Origin of the sequence: Symbiopectobacterium sp. (genome assembly GCF_047692315.1) — a bacterium.
GTDB lineage: Bacteria > Pseudomonadota > Gammaproteobacteria > Enterobacterales > Enterobacteriaceae > Symbiopectobacterium.
The window spans coordinates 56,406-70,419 of the sequence record NZ_JBLLJS010000024.1 but is presented as its reverse complement, the minus strand read 5'-3'; the positions used below and the strand labels follow the sequence as shown (position 1 = coordinate 70,419).

The following is a 14,014-nucleotide window of genomic DNA, read 5'->3' as shown; positions in this document are numbered from 1 at the left end:
GTATGAGACTTATTCCCGTCGCAACACCCAGAACAGGTAGGTAAATGGGCGGCACGACACATTGTGCAGCGTATCAATGCCTTTAATCCCAGCGCTGAGCGCCCTTTTGTGTTGGGCCTCCCGACAGGGAGTTCGCCGTTAGAAGCCTATAAAGCGCTTATCGTGATGCACAAAGGCGGGGCTTGTCAGTTTCAAACACGTGGTGACCTTCAATATGGATGAATATGTCGGTCTGCCAGCAGCGCACCCACAAAGCTATCACACGTTTATGTATAAGAATTTCTTCAACCACGTTGATATTCAGCAGGAAAATATTAACCTGTTAAACGGTAATGCTCCAGATGTAGTAGCGGAGTGCCAGCGTTATGAAGATAAAATGGCTTCTTATGGCAAGATTCATTTGTTTATGGGCGGTGTAGGTAACGATGGGCATATTGCATTCAACGAACCCGCCTCATCATTGGCTTCACGTACGCGAATCAAAACATTGACCGAAGAAACCCGCACGGCTAATTCCCGTTTCTTCGAAGGTGACGTGTCTCAGGTTCCCAAATACGCGCTTACCGTCGGCGTCGGCACGTTGCTCGATGCAGAGGAAGTCATGATTTTGGTTTCTGGTCGTAACAAAGCTCAGGCGTTGCAGGCAGCCGTAGAGGGCAACGTGAACCACATGTGGACCATCAGTTGCCTGCAACTGCATGCCAAAGCGATCATCATCTGTGATGAACCCTCTACCATGGAGTTGAAAGTCAAAACAGTGAAATATTTCCGCGAGTTGGAAGCGGAAAGCATTATCGGTCTTTAATCTGTAAGCCGGGAGTTCAAGATGTATGCGTTAACCGATTGTCGTATCTATACCGGGCACCAAATACTGGATGACCATGCTATCGTTATCGATGATGGCGTGATCGAAAGCGTGTGTCCTCAATCCGATCTTCCCGACACACTGCCGCGTCAAAATCTGGCTGGCGCATCGGTGGCACCCGGTTTTATCGATTTACAGCTCAATGGCTGCGGTGGCGTTCAGTTCAATGACAGCCTTGACTCCATTTCCATAGCCACGCTTAAAACCATGCAGCAAGCCAATCAGCGCTCTGGCTGCACCAGCTTTCTTCCTACGCTTATCACCTCCAGTGATGCCTTCATAAAGCATGCGGTAGAAACCATGCGCGCTTATCTCGCATCACACGCCAATCAGGCTCTCGGCCTGCATATTGAAGGCCCGTGGCTCAAGAAAAAAGGGACGCACGATGCCAGCCTGATTCGTGCGCCAGAGCAACAATTAGTAGACTATCTTTGTGCCAATGCGGATGTGATTGGCCAAATTACGCTGGCACCTGAAAAAGTGGCTCCCGCCATCATTCGCCAACTCAGTCAGGCCGGGATCGTTGTTTCTGCCGGACATTCCAATGCCACCTGGCAGGAGGCAAAATGCGGCTTTGCTGCCAGTATTCGCTTCGCCACACACCTGTTTAATGCAATGCCATATGTTACCGGGCGCGAACCGGGTTTGGTGGGTGCCATTTATGACGCGCCAGAGATCTATTGCGGCATCATTGCCGATGGCATGCACGTCGATTGGGCCAATATCCGCAACAGTAAACGTATCAAAGGTGAAAAATTGGTGCTGGTCACTGATGCCACAGCCCCTGCTGGCTCTGACATCGATAGGTTCACTTTTGCTGGTAAAACCATATACTACCGTGATGGGTTGTGCGTTGACGATAACGGCACGCTGAGCGGTTCAGCACTGACGATGATCGATGCCGTTAAGAACAGCGTGAAATATGTCGGTATTGCACTTGATGAAGCACTGCTCATGGCAACCCTTTACCCAGCGCGCGCTATGCATCTTGACGATAGGTTAGGCAGTATCGAGAGCGGAAAAATCGCTAATTTGACCGTATTTGATGATGGGTACCACATCCTTCATACCTTCGTGAATGGCAATAGCGTATATACGCGATAACACGTATAGCTAACGCATAGGCAATCTGATGTATGGTGGGTATAAAATGAGGCACAAAATATAAGCGGGTGTTCAAGAATGACAACAGGCGGACAAGCACAAATAGGGAATGTTGATCTGGTCAAACAGTTAAATAGTGCTGTTGTCTATCGTCTGATTGATCAACAGGGCCCAATTTCCCGCATTCAAATTGCTGAATTCAGCCAGCTTGCCCCCGCCAGCGTCACGAAAATTACGCGCCAACTGTTGGAACGTGGGTTGATAAAAGAGGTTGACCAACAGGCCTCTACTGGCGGTCGGCGCGCCATTTCCATCATTTGTGAAACACGACCTTTCCATGCAATTGCAGTACACCTGGGCCGTCACGGTGCCACGATTGCGCTCTACGATCTTCAGGGTAAATCGCTCAGTGATGCCCACTATCCTTTGACAGAAAGTACACAGGATACGCTGGAAGCCTCGCTGTTTGACGCCATCAGTGATTTCATGACCATTAATCAGCGCCGTATTCGCGAACTGATTGCCATCTCTGTTGTGCTCCCAGGGCTGGTCGATCCCTCTGCCGGGATTGTGCATTACATGCCGCATATCAGTGTCGACAACTGGCCGCTGGTGCAACAGTTACAACACCGTTTCAAGGTCACTTGCTTTGTAGGTCATGACATTCGGAGTCTGGCGTTAGCCGAACACTATTTTGGTGCGACTCACGATTACCCGGACTCCATTTTGATACGCGTTCACCGCGGCACCGGTGCGGGCATTTTGGTCAACGGACAAATATTCCTCGGTAGTAACGGCAACGTGGGCAAAATCGGGCACATTCAAATCGATCCTCTCGGTGAACGCTGTCATTGCGGCAACTTTGGCTGTCTGGAAACGGTAGTTTCCAACGGTGCGATTGAACAACGGGTGGCCCATCTTTTGTCGCAGGGATTCAGCAGCAAACTGACGCTCGAAGAGTGCAACATTACCGCCATCTGCAAAGCCGCTAACCGTGGTGATACACTGGCGCAGGATGTGCTCGAACATGCAGGCAAATATTTGGGCAGAGCCCTTGCCATCGCAATCAACCTGTTCAATCCGCAAAAGGTCGTGATTGCTGGTGAAATCACCGATGCAGAGAAAATTCTGCTGCCCGCCATTCAACGCTGCGTTAACACGCAGGTATTAAAAGAGTTTCGTCAGCACTTACCTATTGAAGTGTCCGGGTTAAACCATCTATCTCCCATTGGGGCTTTCGCGTTGGTAAAACGCGCCATGCTTAACGGTGTACTCTTGCAACATTTGCTGGAACCCACCTAATCGCAGATGTTTGCCGGATTATGCAATCCGCAAAAATCTGCCCTCAACAGTGACACTCATTATCACTTCTTCATAAATAAGCCTTTCACATTGAATAAAACACATGCCAAAGGCTTTTTTCATTAAATGATATTGAATTCAAGTACCGTTTTGATGATAAATCATTGTCATTGATACAGCAGAAGGCAACGTGAACAGGTGTGGCTGAGTCCCACTCGAGGTTGCTGACGCAATAATCGTGTTACTTCACTACAGACAGGTGAGCTAGAGGGAGTTCTTTATGTGTTCTATTTTTGGTGTGCTGGATATCAAAACCGATCCGGTTGAATTACGTAAAAAAGCGTTGGAGTTGTCTCGACTGATGCGCCATCGCGGCCCGGACTGGTCTGGTATTTATGCCAATGAAAAAGCGATTTTGGCCCACGAACGTCTCTCCATCGTTGACGTCAATACCGGTGCTCAACCGCTCTACAACCAGGCGCACACCCATATTCTGGCTGTCAACGGTGAAATCTACAACCATCAGGCACTGCGCCAACAGTATGGTGACCGCTACGCCTTCCAGACCGGTTCCGACTGCGAAGTGATTCTGGCGCTGTATCAGGAAAAAGGACCAGAGTTTTTAGACGATCTGCGCGGCATGTTTGCTTTTGCGCTGTATGACAGTGAAAAAGACGCCTACCTGATTGGCCGCGACCATTTGGGCATCATCCCACTTTATATGGGCCACGATGAATTCGGTAACTTCTATGTCGCCTCCGAAATGAAAGCATTGGTGCCGGCGTGCCGCACTATCAAGGAATTCCCGGCAGGCAGCTACCTGTGGAGCAAAGACGGCGAAATTCGCGAATACTATCGCCGTGACTGGTTCGAATACGATAACGTCAAAGATAACGTTACCGACAAAGAAGCATTGCGTGAAGCGCTGGAAGAATCCGTTAAAAGCCACCTGATGTCTGATGTGCCTTACGGCGTATTACTTTCTGGTGGTCTGGACTCTTCAGTCATTTCCGCAATTACCAAGAAATTTGCAGCACGTCGCGTGGAAGATGACGAGCGTAGTGAAGCCTGGTGGCCGCAACTGCACTCTTTCGCTGTCGGGCTGGAAGGCGCTCCGGATCTGAAAGCGGCGCAGGAAGTGGCAGATCATTTGGGCACCGTGCACCATGAAATCCATTTCACCGTGCAAGAAGGGTTGGATGCTATCCGCGATGTGATTTATCACATTGAGACCTACGACTTGACCACCATTCGTGCGTCTATCCCGATGTATATGATGTCACGAAAAATCAAGGCAATGGGCATCAAAATGGTGCTGTCTGGTGAAGGTTCTGATGAAGTGTTCGGTGGTTACCTGTACTTCCACAAAGCGCCTAACGCCAAAGAACTGCACGAAGAAACAGTACGTAAACTGCTCGCACTGCATCAATACGACTGCGCGCGCGCCAACAAGGCAATGTCAGCCTGGGGTGTGGAGGCTCGTGTGCCCTTCCTGGATAAAAAATTCCTGGATGTGGCAATGCGCATTAGCCCCAAAGACAAAATGTGCGGCAACGGCAAAATGGAGAAACACATTCTGCGCGAATGTTTTGAATCCTACCTGCCGCACAGCGTTGCCTGGCGTCAGAAAGAACAATTCTCTGATGGTGTAGGTTATAGCTGGATCGACACGCTGAAAGAAGTTGCTGCAAAACAGATTTCTGACCAGCAATTGGAAACTGCACACTTCCGTTTCCCGTACAACACGCCAACGTCTGAAGAAGGCTACCTGTATCGTGAAATCTTCGAAGAACTGTTCCCGGTTCCGAGCGCGGCAGAATGCATACCTGGCGGCCCTTCTGTAGCCTGTTCTTCGGCAAAAGCGATTGAGTGGGATGAATCCTTCAAAAAGATGGACGATCCTTCAGGTCGTGCGGTTGGCGTTCACCAATCAGCCTACTGATAGTCACCGTTACAGAACATTGTCTTATGACAACAACGGGCCCTTTGCGGCCCGTTTTTTTTCATATTGTCTCACCCAAACGTGTTTTTTTGTCGCTTTTCTCATCATACTGTTCACAACCCAAACAAACGAACCGTCACAGACGTTTTTCGGGAAAAAATGTGTTGACGCAACTTAGCCAACTACGCATAATGCGCCCCGCAACGCCGATGAAGGTGACGCGGAAAAGATGGCTACGTAGCTCAGCTGGTTAGAGCACAGCACTCATAATGCTGGGGTCACAGGTTCGATTCCCGTCGTAGCCACCATCTTTTCTTGCGGGAGTGGCGAAATTGGTAGACGCACCAGATTTAGGTTCTGGCGCCGCAAGGTGTGCGAGTTCAAGTCTCGCCTCCCGCACCATTCCTTCACGGTTGTTATGCGACAAGGCATGTTAGGGTATTGGGGTATCGCCAAGCGGTAAGGCACCGGTTTTTGATACCGGCATTCCCTGGTTCGAATCCAGGTACCCCAGCCATGTAATTGATAATATGTGATTGAAGTTAAAAATTTTTGTTGAAAAACAAAAAACCAAGATGTACTATTTGACTACGTAGCTCAGCTGGTTAGAGCACAGCACTCATAATGCTGGGGTCACAGGTTCGATTCCCGTCGTAGCCACCACATTTTTGGGGTATCGCCAAGCGGTAAGGCAGTGGATTCTGATTCCACCATTCCGAGGTTCGAATCCTCGTACCCCAGCCAAAAACGCTGGTAACACAGCAAGTAACAGGGCGACAGTCGAAAGACGTCGCCCTGTTTATTTTTATGGATTATTCAACAAAATACTGAAGGCCAGCGAGCGGTAACTCGGTGGCCTTAGTTACGTTTCCGCCACTATGTCAGGAAAATGCAGATCAGTTCCAGAAACGCTAACAGTGGTCCTTAGACGCAACAGCGTACTAACGGGCTAGAGAGTAGGGACCGCATATTAACAAATCGAGACAATCCAGAATCGATGTCGTCTCAATGTGCCACCGACTTGGAAAACAGATTAATAACAATCACGCCAAGGATAATCAGCATCATCCCCAACACGGCGGGCAGATCCAGTTTTTGGCCGTAAAACAGTCAACTCACCGTGGCAATCAGCACTATCCCAACGCCAGACCATATGGCATAAATGATCCCGGTCGGCAACGTGCGCATCGTCAGAGAAAGACAGTAAAACGACACTCCATAAAATAGCACGGTGATAATGCTGGGCATTAAGCGGCTAAAACCATCCGAGAGCTTAAGCGCCGTAGTGGCGATCACTTCCGCCACAATGGCGAGAGAAAGGAACAGATAGGTCATAAAAAACAGCTACCTTACAAAATTGCGCCAAAGCGCTTAGAGATACCAACAACCGTCACGCACACTAGCACAAACACATTACACGCCAATGGCATATTTCAACGCCAACGTTTTAAGATGTCCGGCTCGTTCAGCGGCCAGCAGCGCCATATTTCGGGCAAAGGTTAACGGCGGCAAGCTATTGCTAAACGCGTTATAAAACAAATCCATGCCATTTTGCATCACCAGATTATCCGCCTTACGCCGACGCTGGTAGCGACGTAAGACAGCTTCACTGTGCCAACACTCTCCCGCATCCCGAGCCCTCGTCACAACATCAATCAATGCATCAGCATCACGGTAGCCGAGGTTCACGCCCTGCCCAGCAAGCGGATTAATGGTATGCGCCGCATCCCCTACCAGCGCAACCCCATGCGCAACATAGCGCTGTGCATGGCGACGTACCAACGGGAATGCCCCGGCGGCAACAGAGTTAACCGCACCCAACCGCGCTGGGAAAGTCTCTGCAATCGCTTTATCCAACTGTGGCAACGACAGTGATTGAAGCTGACGAATGCGACGCGGGCTGTCATACCACGCCAATGCCCCCCACGAGCCAAACAGCGGCAAAAATGCGCGCGGCCCCTGAGGCGTAAACTGCTGCCAGGTGCAATCTTGTTGAGGTTGCTGGGTATCAACGGCAATCAACATGCATGACTGCCGATACTGCCAACCATGCATGCCGATACCCGCCCACTGGCGCACACGCGAGTTCGCGCCGTCCGCACCGATCACCAGAGGCGCACTCAACGTCTTCCCGGTATCCAACGTGAGTTGCCAATATTGCGACGAGCGAGCCATGCTACGTATCTGCGCAGGGCAATGGATATCACACCGTTGCTGCTCAGCCAGACATTGCCACAACGCCAGTTGCAATACTCGATTTTCCACCATAAATCCCAGTTCGGGCAGATGCACATCCGCAGCATTGAACGCAACGCGGGCATCGTCCCATTCCCAGGTTTCTAACCGGCGATAAGGCGCACAACGCATCTGCTCAACACCTGACCATGCCCCCAGCGACTTTAATAGCGAAACCGACGCATATCCCAACGCTGAAACCCGAATATCCGGGGCGCTGTCTACCACAAATGTAGCGGGCGCCGTCTGTTCCAATACTGCGACCTGGAAGCCGTTACGCGCCAACCCCAGCGCGACTGCAGCACCGACCATCCCACCACCGACCACAATGGCGTCATACCGTTGATTTATTCCGTTCATCGTGCCTAAACCGATTCAAACTGTGTGACTGATAGGCACAGTGTACTGGATTTTCGACAATCGCGTTCACTCTGCGAAAAACCGCTCAACGAATTTCGCGCACTGGTCACAACCGCAGCAAAAGATTACAATACGCGCCCCGTCCGTATTTCCGGGCATCTATGATTTGGTAATACGCTTTTTCACCCGCACTGAGTAATGACAAGTCGATGACAAAGAAACTGCACATTAAAACCTGGGGCTGTCAGATGAATGAATATGATTCATCCAAGATGGCTGACCTGCTGGAAAATACACACGGTTATGAGCTGACCGAGGTGGCCGAAGAGGCTGACGTTCTGCTGCTGAATACCTGTTCTATCCGTGAAAAGGCACAGGAAAAAGTTTTCCATCAACTTGGCCGCTGGAGAGCGCTGAAAGAGAGCAATCCAGACCTGATTATTGGTGTAGGTGGCTGTGTTGCCTCTCAGGAAGGCGAGCATATTCACGAACGAGCCAGCGATGTCGATCTGATTTTTGGTCCGCAAACACTGCACCGTCTGCCGGAAATGATTAACCACGTTCGGGGCACGCGCAGCCCGGTGGTAGATATCAGTTTCCCGGAAGTCGAAAAATTTGACCGCTTGCCGGAACCACGCGCCGAAGGACCGACAGCGTTTGTCTCCATCATGGAAGGATGCAATAAATATTGCTCATTCTGCGTTGTGCTTTATACGCGCGGTGAAAAAGTCAGTCGCCCTTGCGACGATGTGTTATATGAAATCGCGCAGTTGGCCGCGCAAGGGGTACGTGAAGTCAACCTGTTAGGCCAAAACGTTAACGCCTACCGTGGCGAAAACTTTGATGGCAGCATCTGCTCCTTCGCCGATCTGCTGCGTCTGGTGGCGGCTATCGACGGTATCGACCGTATCCGTTTTATCACCGGTCACCCCATTGAATTTACTGACGACATCATCAGCGTCTATGAAGATACCCCTGAACTGGTGAGCTTCCTTCACCTGCCTGTGCAGAGCGGTTCCGATCGCATCCTGACCATGATGAAGCGCCGCCACACTGCGCTGGAATATAAAGCCATCATTCGTAAACTGCGCAACGCACGTCCGGACATTCACATCAGCTCCGATTTTATTATTGGCTTCCCCGGTGAAACCCAGGAAGATTTTGAACAAACCATGAAGCTGATTGGTGACGTCAATTTTGATATGAGCTTCAGTTTTATCTATTCCGCACGTCCGGGCACACCAGCAGCGGACATGGTTGATGATGTCAGCGAAGAAGAGAAAAAACAGCGCCTGTATATTCTGCAAGAACGCATCAGCCAGCAGGCAATGCAATACAGTCGCCGTATGTTAGGCAGCATTCAGCGTATTCTGGTGGAAGGAACATCGCGCAAAAGCGTGATGGAACTGTCAGGACGCACGGAAAATAACCGCGTGGTTAACTTTGAAGGCACACCCGATATGATCGGTAAATTCGTTGACGCTGAAATCGTCGACGTTTATCCGAATTCACTGCGCGGTGTGGTGGTCAAAACCGAAGACCAGATGGGCTTGCGCGTCAACGAGTCCCCAGCCTCTGTCATCGCGCGCACGCGCAAAGAGAACGACATTGGCGTTGGCATCTACCAGCCTTGATGATGCCAGCACGGGCGATACACTCGCCCGTGCATCGGCTGGACACTCTCCAGGCCTCACCACAAAATACATTGCTACTTGCACCTTTCCCTGTTACCGATAAATAATTCAATCATCATCTCGCATCTTATTGTTCTCATCACGCATGATGACGAGCGCTAACATACCCAGAGGAATAATTTGAACGTTACGATAAAAGAAGAGATTTCCCTTGAACCTGCTGATAACAAACGCCTGCTCAGTCTGTGCGGCCCCTTTGATAGTAATATCAAACAGCTCGAACGCCGCCTCGGAATCGAAATCAACCGTCGGGACAACAAATTCAAACTGGTAGGGAAAGGCCTGTGCATTGAGGCTGCGGCAGATATTCTGCAACGTTTATATGTTGATACTGCTCCCGTACGCGGCATTGAAGGGGATCTTGACCCCGAGCAGATTCACCTGGCGATCAAAGAATCGGGCGTTTTGGAGCAAAGCGCCGAGAGCGTGCCGGATTTTGGCAAGGCCATCAATATCCGCACTAAACGTGGCGTCATCAAGCCTCGCACACCCAATCAGGCGCAATATATCGCCAATATCCTCGATCATGATATCACCTTCGGCGTTAGCCCGGCGAGAACGGGGAAAACCTATCTGGCCGCCGCCGCGGTGGATGCGTTAGAGCGTTAGGATATCCGACGCATTCTGTTAACATGCCCCGCCGTTGAAGCCGGTGAAAAGCTCGGCTTCCTGCCCGGTGATTTGAGCCAAAAGGTCGATCCTTATCTGCGCCCGCTCTATGATGCACTTTTCGAAATGCTGGGGTTCGAGCGCGTAGGAAAACTCATTGAGCGCAACGTGATTGAAGTGGCACCGTTAGCGTATATGCGTGGTCGCACACTGAATGACGCCTTTATCATCCTCGATGAGAGCCAGAACACCACGATCGAACAGATGAAGATGTTCCTGACCCGTATTGGCTTCAATTCCAAAGCGGTGATAACCGGTGATATCACCCAGATTGACCTGCCACGAAATATGAAATCCGGTCTGCGCCACGCTATCGACGTACTGGCCGATGTGGAGGAGATCAGCTTCAACTTCTTCCACAGTGAAGACGTGGTGCGCCATCCGGTGGTCGCACGCATCGTCAATGCCTATGAGGCCTGGGAAGAAGCCGACCAGAAGCGCCGAGCAGCGCAGGCAGAAGAACGTAAACGCGAAGCGCAAGCAGTCAGTGTACCCGCCGTATCAGACGCGGGTGATAAGCAGGAGTCACAATGAGTCAGGTTATTCTCGATTTACAAATCGCCAGCGAAAATACGGCAGGGCTGCCCAGTGAGCAGGATTTTCAGCGTTGGCTGGAGGCAGTATTGCCGCAGTTTCAGCCAGAAGCGGAAGTGACCATCCGCATCGTTGATGAAGCGGAAAGCCACGAACTGAATCACACCTATCGCGGTAAAGACAAACCGACCAACGTGCTCTCTTTTCCGTTCGAAGCGCCACCGGAAGTCGAGCTGCTTTTATTGGGCGATCTGATCATTTGCCGCCAGGTGGTGGAGCAGGAAGCCATTGAACAGCAGATAACAACAGAATCCCACTGGGCACATATGGTGATACACGGCTGTCTGCATCTGCTGGGCTACGATCACATCGAAGACGACGAAGCAGAAGAGATGGAAGCGTTGGAAACCGAGATCATGCAGCAAATGGGCTATGCAGACCCTTATCTGTCCGAGAAAGAGTGAGCCAACGCGGCTGCAACCTGAACGATGATGCGTAGTATAATCTGTCAGACGTTGTTCTGTTATTGCGAAAAGTACAGTAGATTACGACAGGCCTCAGTATTTTTCGTGATGACGCTTTTTTGGTTATGATGCCATTTTCGTCATCATAGCTTAATGGCGTTATGGTTAAACATAACGCCACGCGCGGTTATTACCGTGCACTTTTTATGTCAGCCCGCCCGCGCGCCCTGATGGTCTTACGGCGTATGCACCTTTTGCGTGGCTGATGATGATTGACTAACCAGAGAGACAGTAAATAAAACGCCATGAGCGACGACCATTCTCAAAACAGCGATAGCCCCAGTCCCAAGAAAGGATTCTTCTCACTGATCCTTAACCAGCTTTTTCATGGTGAACCTAAGGATCGTAGCGATCTCCTCGCTTTTATTCGTGATTCCGAACAAAACGATCTGATAGACCCAGACACCCGCGACATGCTCGAAGGGGTGATGGATATCGGCGAGCAGCGCGTACGAGATATAATGATCCCGCGTTCACAGATGATCACGTTAAAACATAATCAGTCACTTGATGAGTGTCTGGATGTGATTATCGAATCGGCGCATTCCCGTTTTCCGGTGATCAGTGAAGATAAGGACCACATCGAAGGCATCCTGATGGCGAAGGATCTGCTGCCGTTTATGCGTAGCGATGCCGCCCCTTTCAGCATGGAACAGGTGCTGCGTCCGGCGGTAGTCGTGCCAGAGAGCAAACGCGTGGACCGTATGCTGCACGAGTTTCGTTCACTGCGTTATCACATGGCTATCGTCATTGATGAGTTTGGCGGCGTTTCTGGTTTGGTCACCATCGAAGATATCCTGGAACTGATCGTTGGCGAAATCGAAGACGAGTACGACGACGAGGAAGATCGCGATATCCGTCAACTGAACCGGCATACCTACACCGTGCGCGCGTTAACGCCGATTGAAGATTTCAACGAGGTGTTTGGCACCCAATTCAGCGATGAAGAAGTGGACACCATCGGCGGGCTGGTCATGCAGGCGTTCGGTCATCTGCCCGCGCGGGGTGAAACCATCGACATCAACGGTTACCTGTTCAAAGTTGCCATGGCGGATAGCCGACGTATTATTCAGACTCATGTCAGAATCCCTGACGAGGCGCCTCAACCAACACTGGAACCTTAATTCGACAATGTCTGTCATGTCTGTTTTACGACGCCAGCGGGTGCATGTTCTGCTGGCGCTGTCCTGCGGTGCCTGGGGCACCCTGGCGTTTTCGCCGTTTGATTTTTGGCCCGCCGCACTGGTTTCACTGTGTGGGTTGCAAGCGCTAACGCTGAACAGAACCTGGCGGCAATCTGCCGCTATTGGTTTTAGCTGGGGCTTTGGTCTGTTTGGCAGCGGTGTAAACTGGGTGTACGTGAGTATCGCCGAGTTTGGCGGCATGCCGGAAGCGATCAACGTATTTCTGGTTGTGCTGCTGGCGCTGTATCTCTCGCTTTACCCAGCGCTTTTTGCCGCACTGTTAACATGCATTTGGCCGCGAGCAACGCTTTCACGTCTGGTATTGGCCGCGCCTGTACTGTGGCAGATTACCGAAGGATTGCGTGGTTGGGTACTCACTGGCTTCCCATGGCTACAATTTGGCTATAGCCAAATTGACGGGCCTCTGCAAGGTTTGGCACCGCTGATCGGCGTTGACGGTATCAATCTCTTGTTGGTCATCATTGCGGGCCTGATCGTTTTTGGCACCACACGGCGCAAAACGTTGCCCCTTTACTGCGCCATCGCGTTGCTGCTCCTGCCTTGGTCTTTGAAATTTATCCACTGGTTCACGCCACAGCCAGAGCGTGCTGTTAACATTGCTCTAATGCAAGGCAATATTGCACAGGCGCAAAAGTGGGACCCAAATGCACTGCAACAGATTCTGAATATCTACCGAGATGCCACGGTGCCTTATGTGGATAAAGCACCGATCGTCATCTGGCCGGAATCCGCTATCCCCGATGTGGAGACCCGTCAGCAAGACTACCTACGCCAAATCGACGATATGCTGCGCGCGCACAATGGCAGTCTGGTGACGGGAGTGGTGGATGCACGCCGCAGCGCTAACGAGCAGGTCGATTTTTACAACAGTATTATCGTATTGGGTGATAGTGAGCCGTACCATTATCCCAGCACCAACCGTTACAACAAGAATCATCTGGTGCCATTTGGCGAATTTGTGCCGCTGGAAACGCTGTTGAGGCCACTGGCTCCGTTCTTCGATCTGCCGATGTCCTCCTTCAGTCGCGGCCCCTATCAACAGCCTCAGCTCAAGGTAAATGGCATCCGCATGACGGCCACGGTCTGTTATGAAATCATTCTCGGCCAACAGGTGCGGGATAATTTCCGTCCCGATACCGATATGCTGCTGACCATCTCTAACGATACCTGGTTTGGTCGCTCTATCGGACCGTGGCAACATTTCCAGATGGCCCGCATGCGTGCCCTGGAGCTAGGGCGTCCGCTGCTGCGCGCTACCAACAATGGTGTGACTGCCGTTATCGGCCCACAGGGTGAAATCAGTGCTGAATTGCCGCAGTTTACGCGCAAGGTGCTGCTTGCCAAGGTCACGCCGACCACCGGCATGACCCCTTATGCACGCTTTGATGCCTGGCCGGTGTGGATCATTCTCGCGGTGCTTGCCAGTATCGCCTGCTTCACCCGTCTGCGTCGTTAACGTTATCACCGGCAGGTGCCGCCTGCCGGTTTCTTCCTCCTGCCCTCACCATACCTTTCTGTAATACCTGACGGTCACCCATTTGCATAATTGGCACATCATTTGCTTATTATTCATTGAATAA

The 14,014-nt window shown here is 51.1% G+C and carries 8 protein-coding genes, 5 tRNA genes and 3 pseudogenes; 14 read left to right on the top strand and 2 right to left on the bottom strand.

Annotated elements, in window-relative coordinates; genetic code table 11:
- Window positions 1-2 precede the first annotated feature (2 nt).
- The 9 genes and pseudogenes from nagB (at window position 3) to ACMZI0_RS14725 (ending at window position 5,957) form a co-directional block, all read left to right on the top strand.
- Window positions 3-805: pseudogene (gene nagB, locus ACMZI0_RS14765) on the top strand (glucosamine-6-phosphate deaminase).
- Between the two features lie 21 nt (window positions 806-826).
- Window positions 827-1,969, top strand: coding sequence for an N-acetylglucosamine-6-phosphate deacetylase (nagA, locus tag ACMZI0_RS14760; RefSeq protein ID WP_415673511.1), 1,143 nt, complete (start codon window positions 827-829; stop codon window positions 1,967-1,969).
- Window positions 1,970-2,047: 78 nt separating this feature from the next.
- Window positions 2,048-3,271: a DNA-binding transcriptional regulator NagC gene (nagC, locus tag ACMZI0_RS14755; RefSeq protein ID WP_415673510.1), complete on the top strand. Its 1,224-nt coding sequence runs from the start codon at window positions 2,048-2,050 to the stop codon at window positions 3,269-3,271.
- Between the two features lie 280 nt (window positions 3,272-3,551).
- A complete protein-coding gene (gene asnB, locus ACMZI0_RS14750; RefSeq protein ID WP_415673509.1) occupies window positions 3,552-5,213 on the top strand; it encodes an asparagine synthase B in 1,662 nt (553 codons plus the stop codon).
- A gap of 231 nt (window positions 5,214-5,444) precedes the next feature.
- Window positions 5,445-5,521: transfer RNA gene (locus ACMZI0_RS14745), tRNA-Met, on the top strand.
- A 9-nt stretch (window positions 5,522-5,530) separates the two neighbouring features.
- Window positions 5,531-5,615, top strand: a tRNA-Leu gene (locus tag ACMZI0_RS14740).
- Window positions 5,616-5,655: 40 nt separating this feature from the next.
- Window positions 5,656-5,730, top strand: a tRNA-Gln gene (locus tag ACMZI0_RS14735).
- 69 nt (window positions 5,731-5,799) lie between these two features.
- A tRNA-Met gene (locus tag ACMZI0_RS14730) sits at window positions 5,800-5,876 on the top strand.
- A gap of 6 nt (window positions 5,877-5,882) precedes the next feature.
- Window positions 5,883-5,957 (top strand) — tRNA-Gln (locus tag ACMZI0_RS14725).
- A gap of 261 nt (window positions 5,958-6,218) precedes the next feature.
- Here ACMZI0_RS14725 and ACMZI0_RS14720 read toward each other — a convergent pair.
- Together ACMZI0_RS14720 and ubiF are read right to left on the bottom strand one after the other, a co-directional pair.
- Window positions 6,219-6,548: pseudogene (locus tag ACMZI0_RS14720) on the bottom strand (SMR family transporter).
- A gap of 78 nt (window positions 6,549-6,626) precedes the next feature.
- The gene (gene ubiF / locus ACMZI0_RS14715; protein ID WP_415673508.1) at window positions 6,627-7,808 is read right to left on the bottom strand and encodes a 3-demethoxyubiquinol 3-hydroxylase; all 1,182 of its coding nucleotides are present in this window, start codon (window positions 7,806-7,808) and stop codon (window positions 6,627-6,629) included.
- Window positions 7,809-8,017: 209 nt separating this feature from the next.
- Here ubiF and miaB point away from each other — a divergent pair, with 209 nt between their 5' ends.
- The 5 genes and pseudogenes from miaB (at window position 8,018) to lnt (ending at window position 13,890) form a co-directional block, all read left to right on the top strand.
- Complete coding sequence (miaB, locus tag ACMZI0_RS14710) at window positions 8,018-9,442, top strand: tRNA (N6-isopentenyl adenosine(37)-C2)-methylthiotransferase MiaB (RefSeq protein WP_415673507.1); 1,425 nt, start codon at window positions 8,018-8,020, stop codon at window positions 9,440-9,442.
- Window positions 9,443-9,634: 192 nt separating this feature from the next.
- Window positions 9,635-10,705: pseudogene (locus ACMZI0_RS14705) on the top strand (PhoH family protein).
- Window positions 10,702-11,169 carry an rRNA maturation RNase YbeY gene (gene ybeY / locus ACMZI0_RS14700; RefSeq protein ID WP_415673506.1) on the top strand — a complete coding sequence of 156 codons (468 nt, stop codon included), beginning with the start codon at window positions 10,702-10,704 and terminating at the stop codon, window positions 11,167-11,169. Before ACMZI0_RS14705 ends, ybeY begins: the two are co-directional and overlap by 4 nt.
- 305 nt (window positions 11,170-11,474) lie before the next feature.
- The gene (corC, locus tag ACMZI0_RS14695) at window positions 11,475-12,353 is read left to right on the top strand and encodes a CNNM family magnesium/cobalt transport protein CorC (protein WP_415673505.1); all 879 of its coding nucleotides are present in this window, start codon (window positions 11,475-11,477) and stop codon (window positions 12,351-12,353) included.
- A gap of 7 nt (window positions 12,354-12,360) precedes the next feature.
- Window positions 12,361-13,890: an apolipoprotein N-acyltransferase gene (lnt, locus tag ACMZI0_RS14690; RefSeq protein WP_415673504.1), complete on the top strand. Its 1,530-nt coding sequence runs from the start codon at window positions 12,361-12,363 to the stop codon at window positions 13,888-13,890.
- Window positions 13,891-14,014 lie beyond the last annotated feature (124 nt).

Bases quoted from the DNA above. Each gene is read 5' to 3' on its own strand.
- nagA (WP_415673511.1), top strand. From the start codon at position 827: ATGTATGCGTTAACCGATTGTCGTATCTATACCGGGCACCAAATACTG.
- nagC (WP_415673510.1), top strand. From the start codon at position 2,048: ATGACAACAGGCGGACAAGCACAAATAGGGAATGTTGATCTGGTCAAA.
- asnB (WP_415673509.1), top strand. From the start codon at position 3,552: ATGTGTTCTATTTTTGGTGTGCTGGATATCAAAACCGATCCGGTTGAA.
- ubiF (WP_415673508.1), bottom strand. From the start codon at position 7,808: ATGAACGGAATAAATCAACGGTATGACGCCATTGTGGTCGGTGGTGGG.
- miaB (WP_415673507.1), top strand. From the start codon at position 8,018: ATGACAAAGAAACTGCACATTAAAACCTGGGGCTGTCAGATGAATGAA.
- ybeY (WP_415673506.1), top strand. From the start codon at position 10,702: ATGAGTCAGGTTATTCTCGATTTACAAATCGCCAGCGAAAATACGGCA.
- corC (WP_415673505.1), top strand. From the start codon at position 11,475: ATGAGCGACGACCATTCTCAAAACAGCGATAGCCCCAGTCCCAAGAAA.
- lnt (WP_415673504.1), top strand. From the start codon at position 12,361: ATGTCTGTCATGTCTGTTTTACGACGCCAGCGGGTGCATGTTCTGCTG.